This is a genomic window from Bradyrhizobium sp. LA6.8, assembly GCF_040547935.1.
Lineage (GTDB): Bacteria > Pseudomonadota > Alphaproteobacteria > Rhizobiales > Xanthobacteraceae > Bradyrhizobium > Bradyrhizobium barranii.
The window spans coordinates 420,959-446,590 of the sequence record NZ_JBEPQQ010000006.1; the positions used below are offsets into that span (position 1 = coordinate 420,959).

The following is a 25,632-nucleotide window of genomic DNA, read 5'->3' on the forward strand; positions in this document are numbered from 1 at the left end:
GCCGTTCGGCCATGGACGAACGCTCAATCATCCATCATTCTGTCCGCGCTCGACCGGCCATCGGCCGAGGCCTCGCCGACCAAAATGTCAAAAAGACAGGGGGCGGGGAAATGCATCTGAGGGAGGACGGAATTCCATGGCGGGCATCCACGCGCTCGATCGGTTCATCGGCAACGACTATCCGGACTTCGCGACGGACGCAGAGGTCCGGGCCTTCGAGCAGGTCCCTTACGCCGATCGCGTCGCGGCCGAGAGCACCTATGACGCCATCAGGCTCGGTGCGGCGCGCAATCCCGACGGCGCCGCGATCCAGTTCCTGCAAAATGCCGATCCGGCCGATACGCCTGTGATGGTCACCTATCGCGATTTCGTCGCGCGCGTCACGCAGGCCGCCAACATGTTTCACGCGCTCGGCGTCGAGAAGGGCGATGTCGTCAGCTTCATGCTGCCGCTGGTGCCCGACGCCTTCGTGACGCTGTTCGGCGCCGAGGCCGCGGGCATCGCCAATCCCGTCAATCCGCTGCTCGAGCCGCACCAGATCGCGGAGATCCTTGAGGCCGCGAACACCAAGATCCTGGTGGCGCTCGGGCCGATGCCGGGCACCGACATCTGGCAAAAGGTCGAGCAGATCCGCCCGCAGCTGAAACATCTCAAGGCGGTCGTGCAGGTGTTCGGCGGAGGCGATCCGGACAAGGGCATCTTCGCCTTCAACGACCTGATCAAGCAGCAGCCGTCCGACCGGCTTATCAGCGGGCGCAAGATTCTGGGTGGCGACATCGCCGCCTATTTCCACACCGGCGGCACCACCGGCACGCCGAAGCTTGTGCGGCACACCCACGCCAATCAGGTCTATCAGGCCTGGGCGCTCAATCTGCTGCTGAAGTCGAAGCCCGGCGCCAACATGCTGTTCGGCATGCCGCTATTCCATGTCGGAGGATCGCTGACGCAGGTGCTGCTGACGCTGTCCGCCGGCGGCTCATTGGTCGTGCTGTCGCCGAGCGGCTGGCGCAACCCGAATTCGGTGAAGAACATCTGGGGGCTGGTGGAGCGCTTCAAGCCCGAGGCGCTGTCGAGCGTGCCGACGGTGCTGGCGGCGACGCTTGCGGTGCCGCAAGGCAATGCGGACATCTCCAGCCTGAAATATGCCGCCGGCGGCGGCTCGGCGATTCCCGTCGCCGTCGGCTCGGCGATCCAGGAGAAGCTGGAGCTGCCGGTGGTCGAGGTCTACGGCATGACCGAGACCTCGAGCGTGCACACGCTCGCTTATCCCAGCCGGCCGATCCGGCTCGGCTCGGTCGGTCTTCCCATGCCTTACGCGCGCGTGCGCATCGTGCAGCTCGATGCCGACGGTCGCCTGATCCGCGACTGCGCAGCCGACGAGATCGGCGTCGTCATCATGGCCGGGCCCGGCGTGTTCGGCGGCTATCTCAACGACGAGCACAACAAGGGCGCGTTCGTCGACGAGGTCTGGGTCAACTCCGGCGACCTCGGACGTCTCGATGCCGACGGCTACCTCTGGATCACCGGCCGGGCCAAGGATCTCGTGATCCGCGGCGGCCACAATATCGATCCGGCGCCGATCGAAGAGATCATGTTTCGCCATCCCGCCGTCGGCTTCGCCGCCGTGGTTGGCCAGCCCGACGCCTATGCCGGTGAATTGCCGGTCGGTTATGTGCAGCTGAAGCCGGGCGCCACGGTCGAGCCGGGCGAGTTGGAAGCCTGGGTGCGCGAGCGGACGCCGGAGCGCGCCGCCGTTCCGGTGCAGGTCATTCCGATCGACCCGATGCCGGTGACGGGCGTCGGCAAGGTGTTCAAGCCGCAGCTGCGCTGGGACGCCGCGCAGCGGGTGTTCACCAAGGTGCTGTCGCCGATCATCGCGCGCGGCATCGACTGCAAGGTGAAGGTCGGCGCGCATGGCAGCCACGGCTCGATCGCCACTGTGACGCTCGCGGGCCTGCCGGCAGACCAGCGCGAACTAGTCGCTGGCGAGGTGCACACGCTGCTCGATCCGTTCGTGATGCGGCACGAGGTGGTGCAGGCGTAGGTAAGGGCACGCGAGGCTTGCGCGCCTCGCCGCGAGCGCGCATCATCTTCTCAAAAAATGGGGGGAAGCCGATGCCTGAACTCTCTCGCCGCCATCACCTTCAACAATTGTCGGCCGTGTTCGGATCCGCTGCGCTGTCCGGATTGTCACGGCCGGTATGGGCGTCAGAGCCGGACATTCCGCCGGAGGGCATCGGCAAGGGCATCAAGCATATCTCGTACAGCGACGTCGGCGGCCGGCCCGACACCGTGCAGGTGATGTTCAACCGGCAGCACGTCTATGTCGGACACATGTTCAGCGACGGCGTGACGGTCCTGGACGCGTCCGATCCGCGCGCACTGGAACCGGTCAATTTCTTCACTGCCGGGCAATACACCCGCACCCACCATCTGCAGGTGGCGGAAGACCTGCTGCTGCTTGCGAACGGCGCCAACATCGTCGCGATGCAGTCCTACGACAGCATGCGCGGCTATTTCGAGAATTCGCTCGCCGACAGCATCACCAAGGCCAAGAAATTCCGCTCCGGCCTGTCGATCCACGACATCTCGAAACCGGGCGAGATGCGCGAGGTCGCGTTCCTCGAAATGCCGGGCTTCGGCATCAACCGGCTGTGGTGGCCCGGCGGCCGCTATGCCTATGTGTCGGCGCATTTCGACGGCTTCACCGACCACATCCTTTGCGTGGTCGATCTCAAGACCATCACCAAGCCGGAGATCGTCGCGAAATGGTGGCTGCCGGGCATGAACCGCGCGGCCGGCGAGCCGGCGACGCCCAAGGGCAAGCGCTTTGCGCTGCATCACATGATCACGGCGGGCGATCGCGGCTATGCCGCCTGGCGCGACGGCGGCTTCACCATCCACGACATCGGCGATCCCGCCAATCCGAAGCTGCTCTCGCACATCAACTGGTCGCCGCCCTTCGCCGGCGGCACGCATACGCCGCTGCCGCTGCCCAAGCGTCAGCTCGCCATCGTCGCGGACGAAGCCAATGCGGATCAATGCGCCAAGGGCCTGTTTCATACATTCGTGCTTGACGTGCGCGCGCCGCAAAATCCGGTGCCGATCGCGACGCTGCCGACGCCACGCGATCGCGACTTCTGTGCGAAGGGCACCTTCGGTCCGCATAATCTGCATGAGAACCGCCCCGGCTCCTTCCAGAGCGAGGAGACGATTTTCGCGACCTACAACAATGCCGGCGTCAGGGTGTTTGACGTCAGGGATCAGTTTGCGCCGAAGGAGATCGCGTATTGGGTGCCGCCGGTACCGAAGAAGCTGATCGATCCCCGGCCGAACGTCGCGCTCGCGGCCAAGACCTGCGACGCCTATGTCCGGCCTGACGGGCTGATGTTCGTGTCGGACTGGAATGCCGGAATGCACGTGCTGCAATATCAGGGGTAATCGCCGCGCAGCGGGAGTCGGCGACTTGTCCGCCGTGGCCACCTCTTCCGATCGGGCGACGCCTCGCCGTTACCCGCGGATCGCCGCATTGGCCCTTTCGGCTGCGCCCGTCATCGCATCCTTGGCCGATTTCGCACCGTTGACCACTTCATTCACGCCGATCATGAAGGCGTCCAGGATCAGTCTTGATTGCGGATGGAAAAGAATCGCCTTGGCGCGGTCGACGTCGGCATTCTGCAAATTGATCAGCGCCGCCTCGGCGGCCTGCGAACCGAACGCCTTCCTGAAGCCCTCGCTCGACCAGGCCGACACGCGTGTCGTCGCCAGCCCTGCTGCAGCAGTCTGCAGCGAGGTCGCCTTGCTCGTCGCCCAGAGCAGGAACAGGAAAGCCGCGCGCTTGTTTCGCGATTTGGAATTGATGCACGCCTGCCAGTGCGACATGAAGGGGACGGGGCCGCGACCGGCGAGATGCGGAAAGGTTGCAAACCCGGCCTGCTTGGCGACACGGCTTTTCGCTGGATTGGAAATGTCGGTCGCGAAGTTGCTGCTGTCGATCGCCATGGCCGTCCGCCCCTGCAGGAAGTCGTCCAGCACGTGGTACCATTCGTAGCTGCCGACGCCGGCAGGCCCGGCCTGACCGAGCAACTGTCCGTACATCTCGACGGCCGCGATCCCCTCCGGGCTCGCGAAAACGACCCTGTTGTGCTCGACCATGGCCCCACCGTAGGAGAACAGGAAGCCCATGGCTGGCGGGGAGGAATTGCCGCTCGCCTGGGCCCGCATCGCGATCCCCGACATCCCGTTGCTCTTGACCGCCTTGGCGGTGACAAGCAGCTCGTCGAAAGTCTGGGGTACCGGCTGGTCCTTGGCTGCCAGCGCATCGCTGTTGATGAACAGGGTCGTCGCCTCTGAGGTAATCGGGACCGCGTACCGTTCGCCGTCCGACCACAGCGGGAAGGCGCGGGCCGTCTTGAGCAGGTCGCTCTCGTCATACCAGGCGGGGTCGGTCAGCGACTTCATGGAATAATAGCCGTTCAGTGGCTCCACCCATCCGTTCGTGATGCCCTGGCCATAGGTCGTGAACATGAAGACGTCGGGCGTGCTACTGCCGCGAGCGAGCCTGATCGGCAGCGCGCCGAGGTAGGTGGTTTCCAGCTGGAAATCGATGCTGACGTTGATGCCGGTGAGGATGGTGAACTCCGGCAACAGCGGCGCGATCGCATTCGACCACGGATGGATCGCACCCGAAAGTGCGATGGTCTGTCCCGCAAATTGCTTCCAGTCGATCGCGGCGTTGGCGTTAGCCGCAGCGGAATCCTCGGCAAAGCTCCATCGCGGCAGCGCGGTCAGGCCCGCGCCAGCCGCCCCCAGTCCCTTGATGAAACTGCGGCGGCTCGCCGGATGGCTCAATGAGTTTTCACCCTGTGCCATGATCATGCTCCTTGAATCAACCAAGGGCATTCATTCATAGCACACGAACGGGGCCGCAGCCCTGCGACATCACGGCCCGACCTCCGGCGTATCCGATGAATGTCGGGTTTCCGCCCTCTCTATCCGTGCTATTGTCCCATCATGCTCTGGCGTCGGCACCAGAACACGCGCGGTCACACGAGCATCGAAGACCCACGGTCAATGTCCGTTCCTGTTCGGACCCTGCCTCTGCGATGGTTTGCTCGTCCGCTGATCCTTGCGGTCGCAGTGCTTGTGACCCTGTTTGCCGCGACCAGCTTCCTCGGCCTGCAATATTGGCAGGAGCGGCAAGCAGCTCATCACTTCATCGAGCATAGCCGCCAGGTCCTCGAAACGCTTGATCGGCTGCGGGCGATCGTCGCGGAACTGGAGACTGAAAGGCGCGGGTATCTCATGACCCTCGACCCCGCCTATCTCAAGGCCTACGGCGTCTCTGATGAAAGTGTACGGCGGGAGGCTCAGGCGCTGCAGATGTTGGTGGCGGATGATCCGTTGCAGGGCCTTCGGGCCGGACATCTGGCGCTGACCGTTACTGCCACGCTGCGCGAGATCGACGAGCTGCTGAAGACGGCCGGCACGTCCGGGCTGGCCGCGCTGGCAATGATCCGCAGCATGGACGAGATCCGCTCGCAAATCGACCAGATGGTGGATCACGAGCGCTTTCGGCTCGCCGGCCGGGAGGCGCGCGCAGAAGCATTCGAGCAACGCTGGACCTGGCTGATCGCCGGCGCCGTTGTCCTCGTCGTCGCGCTGGCCGCAGCGGCGCTAGCGCTCGCGCGGCTCGAAGCGAAACGGCGGAGAGAGGCGACCGAGGAGAACATCCAGCTCCAGAGTGATGTTGCAGCACGGGATATCAAGATCAGGCGCCTGTTCGATGCCAACATCATCGGCATCATCATCTGGGAAGTCGAGGGGCGCATTCTCGAGGCCAACGATGCCTTCCTGCGCATCGTGGGATACGACCGGGAAGATCTCGCCGCAGGGCGCCTGCATCGGACCGACCTCACGCCGCCGGAATGGCGCGACCGCGACTTGCATACCGTGGCGGAACTGAAGCGGATCGGGACGGCCCAGCCATTCGAGAAGGAGTATGTGCGGAAGGACGGAAGCCGTGTTCCGGTGCTGATCGGCGGGACCATGTTCGGAGAAGGTACGGATCATGGCGTCGGCTTTGTCCTTGATCTGACGGCTCTCAAGAGGGCGGAAGCCGAAGGCCGCGAACACGAGCGGCGCTACCGTGAAGCGCTGATGGAGCTCGCGCACGCCAATCGCGTCACCACGATGGGACAGCTAACCGCTTCGATCGCCCATGAAGTCAACCAGCCGATCGCTGCGATCGTGGCGAACGCCGAGGCCGGGCTGAATTGGCTGGAGGCGCGACCGCCAAACCTGGAGCGGGTTCGACAGACCCTCGACTGGATCACCGGTGATGGTATGCGAGCCGGCGACATCATCGGCCGGATCCGGGCGCTCATCAGGAACGCGCCCCCGCAAAAAGAGACCCTGGAGATCAACCCGGCGGTGCTTGAGGTCATCGCGCTGACACGCAGCGAAGCGTTCAAGAACGGCGTCTCGGTGCGAATGCAATTTGCCGAGGGCTTGCCGCCGATTCAGGCCGACCGGGTTCAAGTTCAGCAAGTGGTGCTCAACCTGATCGTCAACGCGATCGAGGCGATGGCCGCGGTCGGCGAGGGGGGACGGGAGTTGCTGATCAGCACCGGTCGGGATGCATCCGACGGCGTCCACGTCACCTTGCGGGATTCCGGTCCGGGGCTGGATCCGAAGAACGTGGATCGCCTGTTCGAAGCCTTCTACACCACCAAGCCCACAGGCATGGGGATGGGTCTCGCCATCTGCCGCTCGATCATCGAGGCGCACGGCGGGCGGATGTGGGCCGGCGCAAACGAGCCGCGGGGCGCCTTCTTCCAGTTCACCCTGCCTCTCGCCTCAGACGAGACCGCATCTCGCCCGCTGGAGGCGGATGAGCCAACGGGCCAACGCTCTGCGGCTCGATGACCGGCTCCGCGTGGCCGTGGCCCTTTGGCGGGATTGTCGCCGGGGCCACGATTGCAGCGAAGCGGCGCTAGCCCGCCGGCATCCGCGTCTCCACCAGGCGCGCCCAGTAGGAGGCGCCGTGGCCGAGGATGTTGTCGTTGAAGACATAGGCCGGGTGATGGCACTCGTTGCCGTCGCCCATGCCGACCAGGATCATCGCGCCGGGACGCGCTTCCAGCATGAACGAGAAGTCCTCGGCGCCCATCATCGGGATGAACTTGTCGTTGACGCGCTCGGCACCGACGATGTCGCGGGCGACGTCGGCGGCGAGGCCGGCCTCGCGCGCATGGTTCATCGTCACCGGATACATCCGCGTGTACTTGGTCTCGGCCGAGCCGCCATACGCGCGGGCGACGCTTTCGGCGACCTCGCCGATGCGGCGCTCGACGAGATCGCGTACTTCAGGATCGAGCGTGCGGACGGTGCCGCCGAGCTCGGCGACTTCAGGGATGATGTTGAAGGCCGTGCCGGAGTGGAATTGCGTGATCGAGATGACGGCGGACTTCAGCGGATCGACGTTGCGCGCGACGATTGACTGCAGCGCGTTGACGATCTGCGAGCCGATCAGCACGCTGTCGACGGATTTGTGCGGACCGGCGCCGGCGTGGCCGCCCTTGCCGTGGACGGTGATCTGGATGTTGTCGGACGAGGCCAGCATCGCGCCGGGCGTGGTCGCGAAATGGCCCTCGGGCAGGCCCGGCATGTTGTGCATGCCGTAGACCTCCTGGATGTTCCAGCGCGTCATCAAGCCGTCCTCGACCATCGCCTTGCCGCCGCCGCCGCCTTCTTCCGCAGGCTGGAAGATCATGATCGCGGTGCCGTCGAAATTGCGCGTCTCGGCGAGATATTTGGCGGCACCGAGCAGCATGGCGGTGTGGCCGTCATGGCCGCAGGCGTGCATCTTGCCGGGGACCTTGGAGGCGTAGGCGACGCCCGACGTCTCCATGATCGGCAGCGCGTCCATGTCGGCACGCAGCCCGATGGTCTTGCCGGAGGCGGACTTGCGGCCGCGGATCACGCCGACGACGCCGGTGCGGCCGATGCCGGTTACCACCTCGTCGCAGCCGAATTCGCGCAAGCGATCAGCGACGATGCCGGCGGTGCGATGGACCTCGTAGAGCAGCTCCGGGTTCTCATGGAAGTCATGGCGCCAGGCGGCCATTTCGTCGGAGAGGGCGGCAACGCGGTTGACGATGGGCATGAGGGGATCCGTTTCTTGTTCGTGGGGTGGGTTAGCGTAGCGTAACCCACCGCCGTGTCACGAGGAATGGTGGGTGATGCCTGCGGCTAACCACCCGGCAGCTTCTACGGACGCGCGCTCAGCTCTCGCCGAACACGCGCTTGAAGATCGTATCGACGTGCTTGAGGTGATAGCCGAGGTCGAACTGCTCCTCGATCTCGGCGTCGGTGAGATACTTCTTCACTTCAGTGTCCTTCTTCAGGAGCTGGAGGAAGTCGCCTTCGCCGCGCCAGACCGGCATCGCGTTGCGCTGCACCAGCTTGTAGGCGTCCTCGCGGCTTGCGCCCTTCTGGGTCAGTGCCAGCAGCACGCGCTGCGAATGCACGAGACCGCCGAGGCGGTCGAGGTTCTTCTGCATGTTGGCGGGGTACACCAGCAGCTTGTCGATCAGGCCGGCGAGGCGCACCAGCGCGAAGTCGAGCGTCACGGTCGCATCCGGGCCCATCATGCGCTCGGCGGAGGAGTGCGAGATGTCGCGCTCGTGCCAGAGCACGACGTTTTCCAGGGCCGGCGTCACATAGGCGCGGACCATGCGGGAGAGGCCGGTGAGGTTTTCCGACAGCACCGGGTTGCGCTTGTGCGGCATCGCGGACGAGCCCTTCTGTCCTTCCGAGAAGAACTCCTCGGCCTCTAGCACCTCGGTGCGCTGCATGTGGCGGATCTCCACCGCGATACGCTCGACCGAGGAGGCGATCACGCCAAGCGTCGAGAAATACATCGCGTGGCGGTCGCGCGGGATGACCTGAGTGGAGATCGGCTCGGGGACGAGGCCCATCGCCTTGGCGACGTGCTCTTCGACGCGCGGGTCGATCTGCGCGAAGGTGCCGACGGCGCCGGAGATGGCGCAGGTCGCGACTTCCTTGCGCGCCGCGATCAGGCGCTCCTTGGCGCGCGAGAATTCGGCATAGGCATAAGCGAGCTTGAGGCCGAAGGTCACAGGCTCGGCGTGGATGCCGTGGCTGCGGCCGATCGTCGGCGTCATCTTGTGCTCGAAGGCACGCTTCTTCAGCGCGGCCAGCACCTTGTCGAGATCGGCGAGCAGGAGGTCGGCGGCGCGGGTGAGCTGGACGTTGAGGCAGGTGTCGAGCACATCGGAGGAGGTCATGCCCTGGTGCACGAAGCGCGCCTCGGGGCCGACGATTTCGGCAAGGTGAGTCAGGAAGGCGATGACGTCGTGCTTGGTCTCGCGCTCGATCTCATCGATGCGGGCGACGTCGAAAGTGGCGTCCTTGGCCTTGGCCCAGACCGTCTTCGCGGCCTCCTTGGGGATCGTTCCGAGCTCGGCGAGAGCGTCCGCCGCGTGCGCCTCGATCTCGAACCAGATCTTGAACCGGGTCTGCGGCTCCCAGATCGAGGCCATTTCCGGGCGGGTATAGCGGGGGATCATCAGACTGCTCCAGGAAGGTGGGCGGGCGGCCCAAGGGGGCGGCGACCGGCCAAAATGCTTTTTACGCCGTGATTTAGCAGAGCGGGCAGGGCGAAACAAACGATCTGGACCCCAGGCGAGGGGGATCGGCGAGCTATCCACCGCCCCTGGACCAGCCCAAGCTGAGGAGACGCCGCCCACAAAAATTAACTGTCAATCACGGATCATTGACTGACAGATATTGAAATCTGTCAGCGAGACGTGTATATCCGTTCTCGGACGCTCCGATTGGGCGTCCCGCGGCGACCCGCCCGGGGAGCCCGAGGTCCGAAACAGTTGCGGATCGCGGGACATAAGGAGGTTGGGACCGCGGACGAATGGAGACTTAAGACAATGACGACCGAAATCATCAACTTCACCGGAACGATTGGGCATTGGCTCAATTTACTGGTTGCGCGCCAGATCGCGGCGCAGGCTGCAAAACTGCCTCATTAAGGCGAGAGCTTTCCGAAACGACCGGCACGGGCGCTTCGGAAGCAGCTCCATCGCCGGGTGAACCCTGAACGGGAACAAGGTGCTGGCATGAATGAAGCCGTTGTATTGACGCCGGAGCGGATCCTCGAAGTCACCGAGGACGTTCTGCGGCGCTACGGACTCGCCAAGGCCACCGTGGTTGACGTTGCCCGTGCGCTCGATGTGAGCCACGGCAGCGTCTATCGCCATTTCCCGAGCAAGGCCTCGCTGCGCGAGGCCGTCGCCAAACGCTGGCTGGATCGCATCGACGCGCCGTTGCTGGCGATCGCAGAGGAGCAGGGGCCGGCGCCGGCGCGACTCGACCGCTGGCTGCGCACACTGTTCGCCGCCAAGCGCTCGCGCGTGCTCGACGATCCCGAGATGTTCGACACCTATCTGACGCTGGCGCGCGAAGCTTGCGCTGCCGTCAAGTGCCATAAGGACACCATGATCGACCAGATCGCGTCGATCCTGACCGACGGCGTGAAGCAGGGCGTGTTCGAGGTGGGCGACGTCAAGGCCACCGCCCGCGCCATCTTCGATGCCACCGTCCGCTTCCACCACCCGGCACATGCCGACGAGTGGAAGGACGCCGATCTGCCCGCTCGTGTCGATGCGACCCTGGCGCTGGTGCTGCGCGGGTTGAAGGCGGCCTAGACCGACACGGTCCCGCCAAAGCGTGTAACTGTCGATTCAGCCTTTCGCCTTGTGCAAAAGGGCCTCCTCGCGAAGGGCAGGCGAGTGGGTCGATTGCCTTCCGTTGGAAGATGGGACAACCGGCGGGCTCTCCGGATATCTGTTCACCGCGATTTCGACAGCGTCCTTCGACCGCTTCCGAATGCGGTAGAATGTAAGCTCCTGATCGAGTGCGGGGCAGCGGAAGTGGACGACGGCCGTATCCGGCAAGCGGCAGAGTTCGTCGATGAGTTCGCCCACGGTGAGGAGCGGAGGATCGACGACCGTTCGGTGCATGGCCTTACTCATGGCGCAACTCCCTTCACTCTGCTGCTAACCAAAGCGCGACGGTGTCGGTTCCATTCCGCTCGCCTCACGCGCTGGATAAAGGCGCGAACCGCGCGCGCTAGAGCGCGGATCCCGACCGCTGGCTGCGCGACCGCAAGATGCCGAACGGGTCTTCGCGCCCGGCCAGTTTCCGATATGTCGCAAGGTCGTCAAGCGTTGGACCTTCCCCGCGTCTGGCATTCCCACTCGTTCCAACCGGAATCGACGTGCCGAGGCCGGCATAGAGATAGCTGTCGCCGAACGCCTTCTTGAGCGCGGCAAAAGTCGGCTCACCGGTGCAATGCCCCGGTGCTACGGCGTCGACCTTGAACCTGTCCTTGAGAGCGGTAACGACTTTCGCGATTGCATCGTCAGGCGCCACGACCAGATGAAATCCGCCGGCGATGAGATGAATCCTGGGATTGATACCGGTCGCCGCTTCGACAATGCGCTCGATTCCGGGGTGCGAACAACCGACCAGAAGGACTACGCCTTCTGCGGTGTTGACGGCCAGAGACAGCTCCTTGAGCTCTCTTGTTCCGGGCGCGTCGGAGATCAGCGAAATCAGCGTGATCCCAGGAGCAATCTCGGTCGTCTGATCGATCAGTTCGAAGTTTGCGTTGGCCCATGCCGAGCCGAACTTCATCACCGCTGGGGGCTTGCCTCCGTAGTACCGCATCTCCGGCGGCAAGGCCTCGTCCTTCCGGAAGAAGCCGGAGGGCAGCGAAGAGCCGTAGATGCCAAATCCTTCCTTCGGCGCGTAGATCTTGACGGTCGGATTGACGCTCAGGACGTAGGACAAGCCCGCCATATGATCGGAGTGGCGGTGCGAAAGAACGACAAAGTCGAGGTCCGAGAGGTTGACGCCCCTGGCCTTCACGTTTGCCGCGAAGATCTCGGGGTCGTTACCCGTGTCGAACAAGATGCGTTTTCCCGCGACTTCGACAAGGGCGGAAAAACCCCAGTCCTTTGTCATCGCGTCATTTGTGCCGAAGGCGTCATAAAGAATGGTGATCTGGTCTTTCGCCTCGGCTGCTGCGCACTCGGCAGTTCCGATCGCGAAAACGTTGAAGGCGATCAGTGCGGCAAGAAGACTGTCCCTGATCTTCATGGAAGCGTCTCCTGTTGTCGTGCGAAACATACAACGGGAACGAGGGCGGCTTCGAAAGAGCCGGGCCAAAAGGCTCGCGTCAAGATCGGAGCCCAACAGACATACACCGGCGGTCTCGCGCCGGATGCCGTGGCTGCGATCGAGCCTAGCACAATCCGAGAGCGACTGGAGACCTTCGTTGGGGCGGTCGGCCGGAACCGGATAGGCGTCCAGCCGCGAAGCTCTAGATCCTCGTCAGCCCGCAGCTCGCTGCCAGCCGCACCAGTTGCGCGTCGGTGCGCGCGCCGGTCTTGGTCTTGATCAAATAGTGATAGTTCTGCACCGTCTTGACGCTGAGATTGAGATGCGCAGCAATCTGCTCGGTCGTCGCGCCGCCGGCGAATTGGCGCAGGATCTCGATCTCGCGCTCACCCAGTTGGTCCAGCGCCGAGCCCGCCGACAGGCTGTCCTCGGCCAGGATATGTGCGATGTCGTCGCTCATGGCGCGCTCGCCGCGCGCAACGCTACGGATCGCGGTGACGACTGCGGAGGGTTCGCTGCTCTTGGTGACGAAGCCGCTGGCGCCGGCGCTGAAGGCGGCTTTCACCAGCACGGCTTCGTTGTGCATGGTGAAGACGAGGATGCGGGCCCGCGGGCTGCGCGCGCGGATGTTGCGGATCGCCTCCAGCCCGCTCGCGCCGGGCATCGAGATATCCAGCAAGACGACATCAGGGTCGTGCGCCTTGAAGGCGCCGTAGGCGTCGGCCGCGTTGTCGGCTTCCGCCACGACATGGAGATCGCCCTGGCTCTCCAGCACGCGCCGGTAGCCTTGCCGCACGATCGGATGATCGTCGACCAGCAGCACGGAGATGCCTGTTGCCGCAACATCGCTCATGTCGGCCTCATGCGGCGAGCGGGATGGTGGCGGCGACGCTGAGGCCTCCTCGCGCAGGCAGGATCGACAGCGATCCGCCGGCCGCCGCGACCCGCTCGCGGATGCCGGTGAGGCCGAAGCCGGCCGACTGCGCCACGCGCGCGGCGTCGCCGCCGCCGTCGTCCTCGACACGGATCAGCAACGCGTCGTCGTCACCGGCGCGCCGCTCGATGCGCAAGGAGATCTCGCGCGCCGAGCTGTGGCGCAGTGCGTTGGTCAGGCATTCCTGCGCCACGCGATAGGCGGTGGTGGCGGCCGGGCCGCTGATGTCGGTGAGGTCGCCCCTGAGATCGAGCCGGATGGTCGGCTGCGCTGCGCTTTGCGAGCGCCAGCTGTCCACCAAATTGACCAGGCTGGCCTCGAGCCCGAGCTCCTCGGGCAGGGGATTGCGCAGGCGTTTGAGCGCATCACGCAGCGAGGCCATCAGATGATGGGTGGCCTGCGAGATCATGCGCGCGTCCTGCGCGATTGCGTTATCCTTGCTCTCCTTCGCGCTTGCGGTCTCGATCGTGTTGGCGAAGGCGAGGATGGCGGAGAGATTTTGGCCGAACTCGTCGTGCAGCTCGCGGGCGAGCGCGCGGCGTTCGTCGTCACGGATCTCGATCAGCCGCCTTGTCAGCGCCGCGCGCTGTTCGGTGGCTTCCTCCAGCCGGCCGCCGAGCTCGCCGACGGCGCTGCCGATCATCGCCAGCTCCATGGAGCGGAAGCGCGGCAGTTTCGTGCGATACTGGCCCCGCGCCATGCGCTGGAGCGCGGCGACGATGGTGCGCGCCGGTGCCAGCGCGTGCGCGATGGCGAGCGACGCCAGCAGCGCGATCGCCGCCGCCATCAGAAGCGCGACATCGACCACGTTGAGGAGATACTCCCAGGCAAGCGAGATGGCCGCTGCCGCATCCGGCGTCGCGACGACCGTTCCGGCGGCTGCCGCGCGGGGACTGACGGGCCTTATCACTTCGGCGTGGCTGCCGAGGAAGATGGGTACGATCGCGGTGAACCAGTGCGGCGGCGTCTTGCCTAGCCCCACGCTCTGGCCGCAGAGCGGCCTTTCGAATGCGATGGCCGGCTGGAACTCGACGCAGACGCCGGGCGAGATCAGCTTCATCGTCTCCAGGGTGCGCCACTCCGGAACCGGCAAGAGCTGCTCGCGCGTTCTGCTGCTGCGCAACAAGAACTCGTGCCAGTACAGCGCCTGAAGCGCCTGTGCGACCCGCTGCGCCGAGGCCGCGGTCGCCCGGTCGACGCTGCGATAGGCGTCGAACGTGGCCCAGACGGTCGCAGCGCCAAGGCAGAGCGCGACAATGAGAAGCAGACGGGCGACAAGCTGAAGCACGAGGCGCATGCGATCACCCTCAACGTTTGGTAGGGTCAGCCTAACAACGCCGCCGCGCCTTGCCAATTGCGGGGTTTGGGCCGGATTGCAGTTCGGGCAAATTTCCCAAGCCGGATTGGGCATGGCTCTTTGGACCGCGCGCGGCGGCTTTGATCTAATCGGGGTGGAATCGTTGCAGGCCAATCCCTGCAAGCCAGGAGCAGTGCAGCATGAGTTCGATGACGATTGGACCGATCGCGGGGTCTGCTGCCGACCCATCCGAGCGCAGCGCGCTGCTGTTCTGGATGATCTTCACCGGACTGTCGATCTTCGCCGTCGTGCTGCTGTGGCGCTTCGGCCTGATCCGCCTGATGCTGACCTCGGACCGCACCTACATTTCCAGCGTGATCGCGCTGCTCTATGTCCTTACCTGCGGCCACTGCTTCCTGCGGACACGGGCGATCGCCCGTGAAGGCGCGGCGGCGCGGCGGTGCCGGGCGGTGCTCGCGGCGCCCGGGGGCAGCAAGGTGCTCGACGGCAGCGCGGCCGCGCTGCCACGCGGGCTGGTGCGGGACCACATCGAGAGCCTCGTGACGAAAGCGTCCGCGCAGGACTACCGGGCGGTCGACCAGACGCTGCTGCTGCGGACGCTGGCCGACCGGCTGCGCGGCTCCAACGGGTTCGGTGCCTTCGTCTCGGACACGCTGATGAAGCTCGGCCTGCTCGGCACCATCATCGGCTTCATCATCATGCTGGCGCCGATCGCGGGGCTGGACGCCGCCGACAAGGTCGCGATGCGTTCCTCGATGGGGCTGATGAGCGACGGCATGGCGGTCGCGATGTACACGACGCTGGCGGGCCTCGTCGGCTCGATCCTGGTGCGCATCCAGTATTACATGCTGGATGCCGCGACCCAGCGGGTGTTCTCGGACGCGGTGGTGCTGACCGAGACCTATGTGACACCGGTGCTGGAGCGCAAAGGCACTGGAACCGCGTCATGATGGATGACTTTGGTCTCTATCCGCGCGAGGAGCCGTTCGATCCGCTGGGCGTGATGCTGTTCAAGGCGCTCCAGGTGATCGCTTTCCTGTTCTTCCTCGCGCTCCTCGCGGTGTCGCCCGATGCCAAGGACGGCAAGATCGATTCCAAGGCCGAGTTCATGATCACGCTGGACTGGCCGGACAGCCATCCAGACGATCTCGACCTGTTCGTGCAGGATCCCGCCGGCAACATCGCCTGGTATCGCCACCGCGAAGCCGGCTTCCTCACGCTCGATCGCGACGACCGGGGCGGGGCCAACGACTTCATCATGGTCAACGGCAAGAAGATCGCCTCGCCGATCCGCGAGGAGATCGTCACGGTGCGCGGCATCCTCGCCGGCGAATACACCGTCAACGTCTCGCATTTCGTGGCGACGACCGGCGAACCGGTCCAGGCCAATGTGAAGGTGCAGAAGCTCAATCCGACCGCGCAGGTGGTCTTCGACAACAAATTCACGCTCGATCACACCGGCGACGAGAAGACCGCGGTGCGGTTCCGGCTCGATGCCGAGGGCAAGGTCGTCAATGTGGACCAGCGGCCGAAATCGCTGCTGGAGACGTTCCGCAGCAGTTGGCGCAACGGCGCCGATCTCGACCCGCGGACGGGGGTGAGCAAGAACGCTGTGAGGGTGCGCCGTGACTAGCCTGCAAACGGTCATCCTCACGCTGTCGGTCGCCTACGCCGTCATCGGCGCGTTGTTGCTGGTCGTGCTGGTCTATGCGCGGCTGCACTGGTCGTTCAAGGCGGTCGCAGTGGTCGTGACCAGCGCCTTTTATGTCGTCAGCTTCACCGAGATGCGCGGACTGCTCGGCTGGGCCAGCGCCGACCGGCTGCCGGCGACCTTCAAGCTGCTGAAGGCCCGCATCGTCGAGCCGCATTCGCTGGAAGGCGATCCCGGCTCGATCTATCTCTGGGTCGAGCAGCTCGACGAGGACAATCGCCCGAGCGGCATCCCGCGCGCCTTTCGTGTGCCCTACAATGACAGGCTGGCCGACAAGACCCATGCGGCGGAGAACGAGATCGCGTTGGGACATCCGCAAGGCGGCCGTGCCGCCGATTTCGGCGGCGGTGATGGCAGTCTCATTGACATGGTCCGGGAATATGTGACGCCGAAGACCATTTTGGAGACCACCGGCGGCGATTCCTCGACCGGCGAATTTCTGGTACCACCCGCCGGCGCGCAAGGCGCGGTGTTCACCCCGATTCCGCCGCCCCGGATGCCGCCGAAGGACGAGCAATAGGCTCTTCACCATCGCGACAGGGGCACGCTGGAAAACGCACCCGCACTGGCGCATCTTCTTGACGTCCCTCAATTTGGCCTTATCGGCTTCCGATAAGGCCTTTGGGGTGGAGGGTGCGTGCTTCTCGCTGTCTTCTCGGATATCCACGGCAACCGGCAGGCGTTCGAGGCCTGCCTGAAGGTTGCCCGCGCGAAGGGCGCGGAGCGGTTCGTCCTGCTCGGCGACTTCGTCGGCTATGGCGCCGATCCGGAATGGGTCGTGGATACCGTGATGGGTCTGGTCCGGGAGGGCGCCATCGTCGTCCGCGGCAATCATGACGAGGCGGTCAACACCACGACCGAAGCCATGAATGCGGAGGCGCAGATCGCGATCGAATGGACGCGCGGGCGGCTCGACGTCGCGCAGCGGCGATTCCTCGCCGAGCTGCCGATGCTGGTGGACGAGAAGGAGCGCCTTTACGTCCACTCGGAGGCCTCGAGCCCGCAGCGCTGGCACTATGTCCGTTCGACGGCGGATGCCGCCAAGAGCCTGATAGCGACGCCCGCCCATGTCACCTTCTGCGGCCACATCCATCGCCCGGCGCTCTATTCGATGTCGGTGACGGCGAAGATGACGGGCCTCGTGCCCAAGACCGACGTTTCCGTGCCGCTGCTGCGCGGGCGGCAATGGCTGGCCGTGCTCGGCTCGGTCGGCCAGCCTCGCGATGGCGATCCATCCGCAGCCTTCGTGCTGTTCGACACCGTGTCGTGCCAGATCACCTATTGCCGCGCGCCCTATGACATCGCGAGCGCGGCGAACAAGATTCGCGAGAACGGCCTGCCGCCCTGGCTCGCCGACCGGCTGTCGCAGGGACGCTAACGGCGATGCCGCAATCCCTGGTCAAATCAGGCGCCGAGATCGACGGCTACACCATCGGTGAATGCGTCCATGCCGGCGGCATGGCGACGCTGTGGACCGTCACCCATCCCGGCATCGACGTGCCGCTGCTGATGAAGATTCCGCGGGTGTCGGAGGGCGAGGACCCCGCCGCGATCGTCTCGTTCGAGATGGAGATGATGATCTTGCCGCGGCTCGCCGGGCCGCACGTGCCCTCATGTTTCGGCACCGGCGACTTCGCGCACCAGGCCTACGCCGTGATCGAGCGCATTCCCGGGACCACGCTCTACAAGCGGCTGCCCGACCTGCCGCTCCCATACGAGGAGGCGCGGCAGCTCGTCGCGAAGATCGCCGCCGCGCTGGCCGATCTGCACCGGCAGAACGTGATCCATCACGACATCAAGCCGAGCAGCATCATGTTCCGCGATAGCGGCGAGGCGGTCCTGATCGATTACGGCCTGTCGCACCACAACCATCTGCCGGACCTGTTGCAGGAAGAATTCCGCCTGCCTTACGGCACCGCGCCCTACATGGCGCCCGAGCGGCTGTTGGGAGTACGCGACGATCCGCGCAGCGATCTGTTTTCGCTGGGCGTGCTGCTCTATTTCTTCACCACCGGCGAGCGTCCCTTCGGCGAGGGCGAGACGCTGCGCGCGATGCGTCGCCGGCTGTGGCGCGATCCGCACCCGCCGCGCGAATTGCGCGCGGACTATCCGCCCTGGCTTCAGGAGGTGGTGCTGCGCTGTCTCGAGATCGAGCCGGTGCGGCGCTATCCGACCGCGTCCCAGCTCGCCTTCGATCTCGCTCATCCGGACCAGGTCAGGCTCACCGCGCGTTCGGAACGGCTGAAGCGCGACCCCTTGAGCGTCGCCTGGCGGCGGCGCTTCAACCTGGGTGTCATGGCGCCGCGCGCGAAATCGGACGTCGCCGCGCAAATCGCCTCCAGCCCGATCCTCGCGGTCGCGCTCGACACGGTGGAAGGCGCGGGCGAGCTGAACGAGGCGCTGCGCGTGACGACCGAGCGCATTCTCGCGACGCTGCCGTCGGCGCGGCTTGCCTGCGTCAACGTGCTCAAGCTCAACCGCATCGCGATCGACCGGACGCTCGACGAGCAGGGCTCCAACAAGCATATCGACCGCCTGGTCGCGCTCCGGCATTGGGCGACGCCGCTCAAGCTGGACGAGAGCCGGCTGTCGGTTCACGTGCTGGAGGCCGTCGACCCCGCCGCGGCGCTGTTGGAATTCGCCGAGATCAATCAGGTCGACCACGTCATCATCGGCGCACGGCAGAGCTCGTTCCGCCGCACGCTGCTCGGCAGCGTCTCGGCCAAGGTGGCCTCGGAGGCGGCCTGCACCGTCACCGTGGTGCGGCCGCCGCGGATGGCTGCGGCGAAACCGGACGCCGGCGTCGTGTGGGGCTAGGAAAGATCACGCCGCGTGGGCGGCGTGGACGGAGCGCTTGCGGCGGATCGGCCAGCAGAATTGCGGGCCGGGCTCGCCGTGATCCGCGCCGCCGCCGAAATACTGGATGATCTCGCGGCAGGGCTCGCAATTGAAGAGGTTACGCGACGCGGATGCCTTGGTCATTTCCTTCAGGCAGTTCGGGCAGTGCGGTTTCATCGGGCGTGGTCCAGAACAGAATTCAATGCCGGCGCGGTGACCGGAGCGGGTGATCCGGGTCCGCCATCTCGGGCCCGGTGTCGTCGCGCCTCTCGTCTTCGGTGCGTTCGAGCCGACCGAAGAAATAGTCGAGGTCAGGATGCGGGCGCCGCGGGATGCGGCACCTGCGCTTCGCTTGACGCTTCACGAGCGCGATCTGAATGGGCTCAGGCCCGATACCAGTCGCGACGGACGATGCGGGCCGAACGTGCCGGCACCCTCGCCGGTCCGGCCGATGGGCCAAACACAACAAACGCACTGAAACCAAGCCACAACGCCACGCCAGTCCAAACCAGGGTCGTCGTCATGATGTGCTCCCGCGAAAACAGGCAGGAATCACTAGCGGTGATTTGCACGAATCAGGGAAGCCCGGAGGAGTACGGATCAAGGTGCAATTTAGGCATTGCGCGTCGCAACGCCCGTAAGACCCGCAGCTTTTCAGCAAATATGTTGCTTGTGCTTCAGATCGCCTCGCCGCGTGCGCCTGCGGCGGCGTTGCGGATCGCGGCGATGTTGGTCTTGTACGCTTCCTGCGTGCCGCCCCTGAACACGGAGGTGCCGGCGACGAAGGCGTTGGCGCCCGCCGCGGCCAGGGGACCCGCGACATCGGGACCGACGCCGCCATCGACCTCGATGTCGATCGGACGTCCCGCCGTCATCGCGCGGATGTCGCGGATCTTGCCGATCGCAGACGGGATGAAGGCCTGGCCGCCGAAGCCGGGATTGACCGACATCACCAGCACGAGGTCGACGAGGTCGATGACGTATTCGAGCACGCTGATCGGCGTGCCCGGGTTGAGCGAGACACCGGCCTTCTTGCCGAGCGCGCGGATCGCCTGGAGCGAGCGGTGCAGATGGGGACCTGCTTCCGCATGCACGGTGATGTGGTCACAGCCGGCTTTGGCGAAGGCCTCGAGATAGGGGTCGCAGGGCGAGATCATCAGATGCGCGTCGAAGATCTTCTTGGTGTGCGGGCGCATCGCCTTGATGACGTCGGGGCCGTAGGAGATGTTGGGCACAAAATGTCCGTCCATCACGTCGAGATGGATCCAGTCGGCGCCGGCCGCGTCCACCGCGCGCACCTCTTCGCCGAGCCTGGAGAAGTCCGAGGCCAGGATCGAGGGCGCGATGGCCAGGGGGCGGGGAGTGAAGGCTTGGGTCATGGCGCGGTGTCCCGTGGCGGCCGTGAAAGATGATGCTCGCCTAACATGGGCCTCTCAGCCGGGCAATGCAGGGGTGGTGTGCTTCCTGTGGGCGGAAATTTCTGCCGCGACCGGCATGAATTGCCGGTGTTCCCGAGCCGCGCCAGGCGTCGCGAACGCAGATTTCATTGGGCTTTTTGCGCTGGCACGACGCTTGCTGACATCACCGGCAGAACATTGGCTGCGGCGTGCCGCATCGTTGGAGTTGTGCAATGTTGTTTGCCCTTGGTGCCGTATCGAGCGCGCTCGACGCGATCCAGTCGCTGACGAACTCGAAATCGTCCTCGTCGACCCAGAAGTCGGGGTCTTCGCAGAGCGCGCCGACCAATCCGTTCGCGATCGACAGCGGCAGCAGCACGACCAGCGGCGCGACCTCGTTGGTCAATGCGGGCAAAACTCCGCAGATCTCGCCGGAGACGATGAACGCGCTGTTCGCCGCGCAGAGCCAGTCGTCCAGCGGCACCGGCAGCACGGCCAGCTCGACCTCGTCGAGCTCGACGTCTTCGACCTCGACGAGCCGCGACGCCGCGCTGAAGGACTTGTTCTCCCAGATCGACGGGGACGGCGACGGCAAGATCACCAAGTCCGAATTCGAGAACGCGCTCGGGGCCGGCGGCACCAACCTCGCGCAGGCCGATGACGTGTTCTCGAAGATGGATACGAATTCCGACGGCAGCGTCAGCCTGGATGAGATGTCGAAGGCGCTGAAGAGCGGCCATCACGGCCATGCCCACGGTGCCAGCGGCTCCGGCGATGGATCGGATTCCGCCTCGAAGTCGAGCGGCGGATCGACCTCGACCACGACGACCGCTGCCGACGGCTCGACCACCACCACCGTCACCTATGCCGACGGCTTCAAGATGTCGACGACGGTCCCGGGCGCCTCCAGCGCCTCTCGCAATTCGGCCTACGATCTGTTCGCGCAGTTGATGCAGCGGCAAGGCGGGCAGGGCCAAGGCACCTCAGCGACCGCCGGCTCGTCGATGTCGATGAGCGTCTGACGCCCACTCGCTGTCATGCGCCGGCTTGCCGCCTTAGCTAAAGCTTCGGCGGCCGAGCACCCTTGTGGCCCCGGCGTAGCCTTGGCGGAGCCGGGACCGGGGCATCCGGTACGCCGCGGCTCCTCGGTTCAATCACAACTGTCTCTGGAATACTGGATCGCCCGGTCTTCGCCGGGCGATGACGCGCGATATGTGATGGGAGGCGCGTGCGCCTTACGCGCCAAACCGATCCTTCCACGCCGGCAGCGCACCGGGAAACGGCAGCGACGTCGCGCTGTAGACGCCGCGCGCGATCGCGCGCGCGACCACGTTGGCGGCGACCGTGCCGAGTTCGGTGAGGCCGACCAGCGGCTCGATCGGCTTCTCACAGGTCGCAGCCGCAAACAGCACGTCGCCGTCGGTCGGGGCATGCACGGGATAGATGGCGCGGGCAAATCCGGTGTGCGCGATCATCGCCAGCCGCTTGGCCTGGGCCTTGGTCAGCGTGGCATCGGTGACGACGAGGCCGATCGTGGTGTTCTCGCGCGCGCTTGCGGCCGGGCCGCCCTTGATGCGCATCGCCAGCATGTCAGGCGTGAATTTGGATGGCAGGCCGCGCCCGCCGAACTCGCCGTTCTCCTCGAACGGCGCCGCCCAGAACCACGGTCCCTCGCCGACGGTTGCGCTGCCGACCGCGTTGACGACCATGATGGCGGCCACCTTGATGCCGTTGGGCAGGACCGCTGAAGCCGAGCCGAGCCCGCCCTTGAAGGTCGCGGTGGTACAGCCGAGGCCTGCGCCGACGCTGCCCAGCGCGAAGTCGTGGCCCGCGGCCACAGCTGCTGCGTAACCGAGATCGCGATAGGGCGCGAAGCGACCCCAGGCCTTGTCGCCGCCGTTGAGCAGATCGAACACGATGGCGCCCGGCACGATCGGGATCACCGCCTCGCGAATCCGGAAACCGCGGCCCTGTTCCGCAAGCCAGGCCTGGACGCCGCCGCCGGTCTCGATGCCGAAGGCGGAGCCGCCGGACAGCGCGATCGCATCGATGCGCTCGACCGTGCTGGCAAGATCGAGCAGCGCATCCTCGCGCGTGCCGGGCCCGCCGCCGCGCACGTCGATCGCCGCGACCGCCGGGGCATCGAAGATGATCGCTGTCGTGCCGGAGGCGACTTTCGCATCCTCGGCATGGCCGACGCGGACGCCGGCGATATCGGTAAGCAGGTTTTTCAAGGCCGGCACTCCATGCGCTTCAGGCATCAGCGATAGCGCACCGATGCCGCGCGCTCAACTCGCCAGCGCCGTCCTGAGCATCTTGGCAAGCTCGGATTTGCGGTAGGGCTTGGCCAGCAGCAGCACGCCGGAATCGAGCCGGCCGTGATGGACGATGGCGTTCTCGGTGTAGCCCGAGGTGAACAGCGTCTTCAGGTCGGGACGCCGCCGTACCGCCTCGTCCGCGAGCTGGCGGCCGTTCATGTGGCCCGGCATGATGATGTCGGTGAAGAGCAGGTCGATGCCCTTGTCGGCATCGATGATGGTGAGGGCTTCGGCGGCGTTGGCGGCTTCGAGCGCGGCATAGCCGAGGCTCTTGATCTGGGTCACGACATATTGCCGTACCAGCGCGTCGTCCTCGACGATCAGGATCTTCTCGTCGCCGCCGGCGATGGGCACGTTCTGGAGCGACTCGTACTCGCTCTCCTGCACGCCGCTCGAGCGCGGCAGGTAGATCTTCACGCTCGTGCCGTGGCCTTCCTCGCTGTAGATCTTGATGTGGCCGCCGGACTGCTTGACGAAGCCGAACACCATGCTGAGCCCGAGCCCGGTGCCCTTGCCGACCTCCTTGGTGGTGAAGAACGGGTCGAACACCCGCTCCATCAGGTCCGGTGGAATGCCGGTGCCGGTGTCGCTGACCGCGATCATCACATAGCTGCCGGCGACGACGTCGGGATTCATGCTGGCATAGCCGTCGTCGAGGAAGATGTTGCGGGTCTCCAGCACCAATGTGCCGCCGTCCGGCATGGCGTCGCGCGCGTTCAGCGCGAGATTGAGGATCGCGGTGGAAAGCTGGCCCGGGTCGACCAGCGCCGGCCAGGCATCCTCGGTGAGCTGCGGCATGATGGTGATCTGCTCGCCGAGGGTCGGGTGCAGCAGCTTGGCGGCCTCGAGCGCCAGCGCATTGACGTCGATCTCGCGCGGCTGGAGCGGCTGCTTGCGGGCAAAGGCAAGCAGGTGCTTGGTCAGTTGCGCGCCGCGCTCGGCGGCGTCGTCGATCAGCTTGGTGATGGCGGCGAGCTCAGGACGGTCGGCCACCGCATCCGCGAGGATGCCGATCGTGCCGGTGATGACGGTCAGCACGTTGTTGAAATCGTGGGCGACGCCGCCGGTCAGCTGGCCGATGGAGTCCATTTTCTGGACCTGCCTGAGCTGGGCCTCCGCGGCCTGCTTCTCGGTGAGGTCGCGGCCGATGAAGAAATGGCGCTTCACAGGCTCCGACCAGGTGCCCATCCAGTTCAGCGTCACCTCGTGACCGTCGTAGTGGTAGTAGCGCGCCTCGAAGCTGCGCTTGACCGCGCCACGCCGCGCCGCGCGCATCTCGCTGCGGGTGTTGTCGAGGTCATCGGGGTGAATGAACTCGATGGCGCTGTGCCCGATCATGTCCTCCGGCTTGTACCCGAGGATGTCCTTCACGCTCGGGCTGATCTGGATGAAATTGCCGTAACCGTCCGTCACGAGGATCAGGTCCTGCGAGGTCTCGAAGATGCGCTGGCGCTCCTCGATCTCGCGGTTGAGGGCGGATTCCGCCCGCTTCCGCTCGGTGATGTCGCGAGCGACCTTGGAGGCGCCGATGATCTTGCCGTCGGTCGATCGCAGCGGGACCTGGCTCAGCAGGACGTCGATCGGCTGGCCACTCTTGTGCAGCCGCACGGTCTCGTGCTGGTCGATGACCTCGCCGTTGCGGGTGCGGGCCAGCATTTCGGCGACTTCCTCGCGCTGCCCCTCGGGCATGATGATATCGACCTGGCGGCCGATCGCCTCGCTGGCGGAGTAGCCGAAGACGCGCTCGGCCGCCTTGTTCCAGGACGTGATGGTGCCGTCGAGCGACTTCGTGATGATGGCGTCGTTGGAGGACTCGACGACGGCGCTGAACAGCCGCTCGCGCTCGGCATAATAGTTCCGCTCCGAGCTCGACTGCCGCTGCAGCGCGCCGACCATTCCTGCGGTGTTGGCCTGGAGACGCACGTTCTCGATCAGCAGCACCGCGAGCACGAAACTCGACGCACCGAGGCCGTAGAGCCGGCCGGCATAGAAGCCGAGGTCGAAACGCGCGACGTTGACGATCGCCGACAGCGCGATGTCGAACAGCCAGGCGCACATCGTGACCATGAGCCAGATGTCGATCACCGTGTGCGGCTTGCGAAACCACAGCGTGACCAGCGCCGCGAAGCTGAGGGACCACACGAACGACACCACGCCGATCATGGTGGGGGTGTAGTGGCCGTCCTTGAGCAGGACCGGCAGCAGGCCGTGCTGCGCAGTCACCAGCCAGGCGAAGACGGTCAACGCGACGAACACGCCGGCGACGGAAAGTGCGATCGCGGGAGCCGTCGCGCCCGCAACCCTGTTGCCGCCGTTGCCGTCCTTGAGCCAGGCATAGGCCAGCACGAACAGCGGGAAACCGGCGTGCCAGATCATGTAGAGCCAGACTGTGGTCTGCGGGCCTGCACCGAACAATCCGGCCGGGGCGAACAGCCCGGGGAAGGTGAGGGCGTGGGTCACCGCGGCGCCCGCCGTGAACATATAGCCGATCGACAGCAGCAGCAGCGCGCGGCTGCGCAGCACGGCGAACTGCGACAGCAGCAAAACGGCGGTGATGATGTCGCTGACCGCGAGCGCCGACTGGTAGCTCGCCACGAAGGCCGGCACCTGTGCGAGCGGCAAGCCCGCAAACGGTACCGCCAGTGCGAACAGGATCGCGGAGATGCCGACGATCGCCAACGCAGCCCTGCGATCGCTTCGCGTAGCCGGCAAGGTCGACAGGAATGTGCTTCGGTCGTTAGGCGCTAGCACGTCGATCTCTCGTAAGCCGGCATGATGACCTCCTACGTCAATCTCTTCCGGCCGGGAAGCCGCTACCCGCATGGTAGCCCGCTCCGGGCGCGCATCCTGACAGAAAGCGCATGCGACTCAACCGAAGGTTACAGCTTGTTTAACTT

Annotated in this window: 20 protein-coding genes; 10 read left to right on the forward strand and 10 right to left on the reverse strand. The window is 65.4% G+C overall.

Going from position 1 to position 25,632, the window contains the following annotated elements; translation table 11 throughout:
• The first annotated feature begins 136 nt into the window (after nucleotides 1–136).
• On the forward strand, nucleotides 137–2,044 hold the full coding sequence (locus tag ABIA90_RS28470; RefSeq protein ID WP_354120589.1) for an acyl-CoA synthetase: 1,908 nt from the start codon (nucleotides 137–139) through the stop codon (nucleotides 2,042–2,044).
• Nucleotides 2,045–2,115: 71 nt separating this feature from the next.
• On the forward strand, nucleotides 2,116–3,441 hold the full coding sequence (locus ABIA90_RS28475) for an LVIVD repeat-containing protein (protein WP_354120588.1): 1,326 nt from the start codon (nucleotides 2,116–2,118) through the stop codon (nucleotides 3,439–3,441).
• A 69-nt stretch (nucleotides 3,442–3,510) separates the two neighbouring features.
• On the opposite strand, the gene ABIA90_RS28480 is transcribed toward ABIA90_RS28475, so the two are convergent.
• Entirely contained in the window at nucleotides 3,511–4,872 is a 1,362-nt protein-coding gene (locus ABIA90_RS28480) for an ABC transporter substrate-binding protein (RefSeq protein WP_354120587.1), read from the reverse strand.
• A gap of 201 nt (nucleotides 4,873–5,073) precedes the next feature.
• On the opposite strand from ABIA90_RS28480, the gene ABIA90_RS28485 reads away from it, so the two are divergent.
• Nucleotides 5,074–6,927 (forward strand): ATP-binding protein, encoded by a 1,854-nt coding sequence (locus tag ABIA90_RS28485; protein ID WP_354120586.1) that lies wholly within the window; start codon nucleotides 5,074–5,076, stop codon nucleotides 6,925–6,927.
• A gap of 67 nt (nucleotides 6,928–6,994) precedes the next feature.
• Here the strand turns inward: ABIA90_RS28485 and ABIA90_RS28490 are convergent, their stop codons facing one another.
• Together ABIA90_RS28490 and purB are read right to left on the reverse strand one after the other, a co-directional pair.
• Nucleotides 6,995–8,167, reverse strand: coding sequence for a M20 aminoacylase family protein (locus ABIA90_RS28490; RefSeq protein ID WP_085404318.1), 1,173 nt, complete (start codon nucleotides 8,165–8,167; stop codon nucleotides 6,995–6,997).
• Between the two features lie 118 nt (nucleotides 8,168–8,285).
• Nucleotides 8,286–9,593, reverse strand: a complete 1,308-nt coding sequence (gene purB, locus ABIA90_RS28495; protein ID WP_014494164.1) for an adenylosuccinate lyase — start codon at nucleotides 9,591–9,593, stop codon at nucleotides 8,286–8,288.
• A 561-nt stretch (nucleotides 9,594–10,154) separates the two neighbouring features.
• On the opposite strand from purB, the gene ABIA90_RS28500 reads away from it, so the two are divergent.
• Nucleotides 10,155–10,742 carry a TetR/AcrR family transcriptional regulator gene (locus tag ABIA90_RS28500; RefSeq protein ID WP_354120585.1) on the forward strand — a complete coding sequence of 196 codons (588 nt, stop codon included), beginning with the start codon at nucleotides 10,155–10,157 and terminating at the stop codon, nucleotides 10,740–10,742.
• A 424-nt stretch (nucleotides 10,743–11,166) separates the two neighbouring features.
• Here the strand turns inward: ABIA90_RS28500 and ABIA90_RS28505 are convergent, their stop codons facing one another.
• The 3 genes from ABIA90_RS28505 to ABIA90_RS28515 all read right to left on the reverse strand — a co-directional run bounded on the left by ABIA90_RS28505 (nucleotide 11,167) and on the right by ABIA90_RS28515 (nucleotide 14,450).
• Nucleotides 11,167–12,198 (reverse strand): MBL fold metallo-hydrolase, encoded by a 1,032-nt coding sequence (locus tag ABIA90_RS28505; RefSeq protein ID WP_354120712.1) that lies wholly within the window; start codon nucleotides 12,196–12,198, stop codon nucleotides 11,167–11,169.
• 223 nt (nucleotides 12,199–12,421) lie between these two features.
• Nucleotides 12,422–13,072, reverse strand: coding sequence for a response regulator (locus tag ABIA90_RS28510; protein ID WP_014494168.1), 651 nt, complete (start codon nucleotides 13,070–13,072; stop codon nucleotides 12,422–12,424).
• Between the two features lie 7 nt (nucleotides 13,073–13,079).
• Nucleotides 13,080–14,450 carry a sensor histidine kinase gene (locus ABIA90_RS28515; protein WP_166342493.1) on the reverse strand — a complete coding sequence of 457 codons (1,371 nt, stop codon included), beginning with the start codon at nucleotides 14,448–14,450 and terminating at the stop codon, nucleotides 13,080–13,082.
• Nucleotides 14,451–14,650: 200 nt separating this feature from the next.
• On the opposite strand from ABIA90_RS28515, the gene ABIA90_RS28520 reads away from it, so the two are divergent.
• The 5 genes from ABIA90_RS28520 to ABIA90_RS28540 all read left to right on the forward strand — a co-directional run bounded on the left by ABIA90_RS28520 (nucleotide 14,651) and on the right by ABIA90_RS28540 (nucleotide 18,999).
• Complete coding sequence (locus ABIA90_RS28520) at nucleotides 14,651–15,421, forward strand: MotA/TolQ/ExbB proton channel family protein (RefSeq protein ID WP_063982393.1); 771 nt, start codon at nucleotides 14,651–14,653, stop codon at nucleotides 15,419–15,421.
• Nucleotides 15,418–16,104 (forward strand): DUF2135 domain-containing protein, encoded by a 687-nt coding sequence (locus tag ABIA90_RS28525; protein ID WP_028147462.1) that lies wholly within the window; start codon nucleotides 15,418–15,420, stop codon nucleotides 16,102–16,104. Before ABIA90_RS28520 ends, ABIA90_RS28525 begins: the two co-directional genes overlap by 4 nt.
• Nucleotides 16,097–16,702, forward strand: coding sequence for a hypothetical protein (locus ABIA90_RS28530; RefSeq protein WP_354120584.1), 606 nt, complete (start codon nucleotides 16,097–16,099; stop codon nucleotides 16,700–16,702). Before ABIA90_RS28525 ends, ABIA90_RS28530 begins: the two co-directional genes overlap by 8 nt.
• A 117-nt stretch (nucleotides 16,703–16,819) precedes the next feature.
• The gene (locus ABIA90_RS28535) at nucleotides 16,820–17,560 is read left to right on the forward strand and encodes a metallophosphoesterase family protein (protein ID WP_354120583.1); all 741 of its coding nucleotides are present in this window, start codon (nucleotides 16,820–16,822) and stop codon (nucleotides 17,558–17,560) included.
• Between the two features lie 5 nt (nucleotides 17,561–17,565).
• Complete coding sequence (locus ABIA90_RS28540) at nucleotides 17,566–18,999, forward strand: serine/threonine protein kinase (RefSeq protein WP_231142281.1); 1,434 nt, start codon at nucleotides 17,566–17,568, stop codon at nucleotides 18,997–18,999.
• Nucleotides 19,000–19,005: 6 nt separating this feature from the next.
• On the opposite strand, the gene ABIA90_RS28545 is transcribed toward ABIA90_RS28540, so the two are convergent.
• Both ABIA90_RS28545 and rpe read right to left on the reverse strand, forming a co-directional pair.
• Entirely contained in the window at nucleotides 19,006–19,197 is a 192-nt protein-coding gene (locus ABIA90_RS28545; protein WP_014494175.1) for a hypothetical protein, read from the reverse strand.
• A gap of 500 nt (nucleotides 19,198–19,697) precedes the next feature.
• Complete coding sequence (gene rpe / locus ABIA90_RS28550) at nucleotides 19,698–20,399, reverse strand: ribulose-phosphate 3-epimerase (RefSeq protein ID WP_248878613.1); 702 nt, start codon at nucleotides 20,397–20,399, stop codon at nucleotides 19,698–19,700.
• Between the two features lie 251 nt (nucleotides 20,400–20,650).
• On the opposite strand from rpe, the gene ABIA90_RS28555 reads away from it, so the two are divergent.
• Nucleotides 20,651–21,439 carry an EF-hand domain-containing protein gene (locus tag ABIA90_RS28555; protein ID WP_354120582.1) on the forward strand — a complete coding sequence of 263 codons (789 nt, stop codon included), beginning with the start codon at nucleotides 20,651–20,653 and terminating at the stop codon, nucleotides 21,437–21,439.
• 213 nt (nucleotides 21,440–21,652) lie between these two features.
• On the opposite strand, the gene ABIA90_RS28560 is transcribed toward ABIA90_RS28555, so the two are convergent.
• Together ABIA90_RS28560 and ABIA90_RS28565 are read right to left on the reverse strand one after the other, a co-directional pair.
• Nucleotides 21,653–22,651 carry a P1 family peptidase gene (locus ABIA90_RS28560; RefSeq protein WP_354120581.1) on the reverse strand — a complete coding sequence of 333 codons (999 nt, stop codon included), beginning with the start codon at nucleotides 22,649–22,651 and terminating at the stop codon, nucleotides 21,653–21,655.
• A 54-nt stretch (nucleotides 22,652–22,705) separates the two neighbouring features.
• A complete protein-coding gene (locus ABIA90_RS28565) occupies nucleotides 22,706–25,558 on the reverse strand; it encodes a PAS domain S-box protein (protein WP_354120580.1) in 2,853 nt (950 codons plus the stop codon).
• Nucleotides 25,559–25,632 lie beyond the last annotated feature (74 nt).

What these genes read in the sequence shown, in the direction of transcription:
- ABIA90_RS28470 (WP_354120589.1), top strand. Translation starts at nt 137, where the DNA reads ATGGCGGGCATCCACGCGCTCGATCGGTTCATCGGCAACGACTATCCG.
- ABIA90_RS28475 (WP_354120588.1), top strand. Translation starts at nt 2,116, where the DNA reads ATGCCTGAACTCTCTCGCCGCCATCACCTTCAACAATTGTCGGCCGTG.
- ABIA90_RS28480 (WP_354120587.1), bottom strand. Translation starts at nt 4,872, where the DNA reads ATGGCACAGGGTGAAAACTCATTGAGCCATCCGGCGAGCCGCCGCAGT.
- ABIA90_RS28485 (WP_354120586.1), top strand. Translation starts at nt 5,074, where the DNA reads ATGTCCGTTCCTGTTCGGACCCTGCCTCTGCGATGGTTTGCTCGTCCG.
- ABIA90_RS28490 (WP_085404318.1), bottom strand. Translation starts at nt 8,167, where the DNA reads ATGCCCATCGTCAACCGCGTTGCCGCCCTCTCCGACGAAATGGCCGCC.
- purB (WP_014494164.1), bottom strand. Translation starts at nt 9,593, where the DNA reads ATGATCCCCCGCTATACCCGCCCGGAAATGGCCTCGATCTGGGAGCCG.
- ABIA90_RS28500 (WP_354120585.1), top strand. Translation starts at nt 10,155, where the DNA reads ATGAATGAAGCCGTTGTATTGACGCCGGAGCGGATCCTCGAAGTCACC.
- ABIA90_RS28505 (WP_354120712.1), bottom strand. Translation starts at nt 12,198, where the DNA reads ATGAAGATCAGGGACAGTCTTCTTGCCGCACTGATCGCCTTCAACGTT.
- ABIA90_RS28510 (WP_014494168.1), bottom strand. Translation starts at nt 13,072, where the DNA reads ATGAGCGATGTTGCGGCAACAGGCATCTCCGTGCTGCTGGTCGACGAT.
- ABIA90_RS28515 (WP_166342493.1), bottom strand. Translation starts at nt 14,450, where the DNA reads ATGCGCCTCGTGCTTCAGCTTGTCGCCCGTCTGCTTCTCATTGTCGCG.
- ABIA90_RS28520 (WP_063982393.1), top strand. Translation starts at nt 14,651, where the DNA reads ATGAGTTCGATGACGATTGGACCGATCGCGGGGTCTGCTGCCGACCCA.
- ABIA90_RS28525 (WP_028147462.1), top strand. Translation starts at nt 15,418, where the DNA reads ATGATGGATGACTTTGGTCTCTATCCGCGCGAGGAGCCGTTCGATCCG.
- ABIA90_RS28540 (WP_231142281.1), top strand. Translation starts at nt 17,566, where the DNA reads ATGCCGCAATCCCTGGTCAAATCAGGCGCCGAGATCGACGGCTACACC.
- ABIA90_RS28545 (WP_014494175.1), bottom strand. Translation starts at nt 19,197, where the DNA reads ATGAAACCGCACTGCCCGAACTGCCTGAAGGAAATGACCAAGGCATCC.
- rpe (WP_248878613.1), bottom strand. Translation starts at nt 20,399, where the DNA reads ATGACCCAAGCCTTCACTCCCCGCCCCCTGGCCATCGCGCCCTCGATC.
- ABIA90_RS28555 (WP_354120582.1), top strand. Translation starts at nt 20,651, where the DNA reads ATGTTGTTTGCCCTTGGTGCCGTATCGAGCGCGCTCGACGCGATCCAG.
- ABIA90_RS28565 (WP_354120580.1), bottom strand. Translation starts at nt 25,558, where the DNA reads ATGCGGGTAGCGGCTTCCCGGCCGGAAGAGATTGACGTAGGAGGTCAT.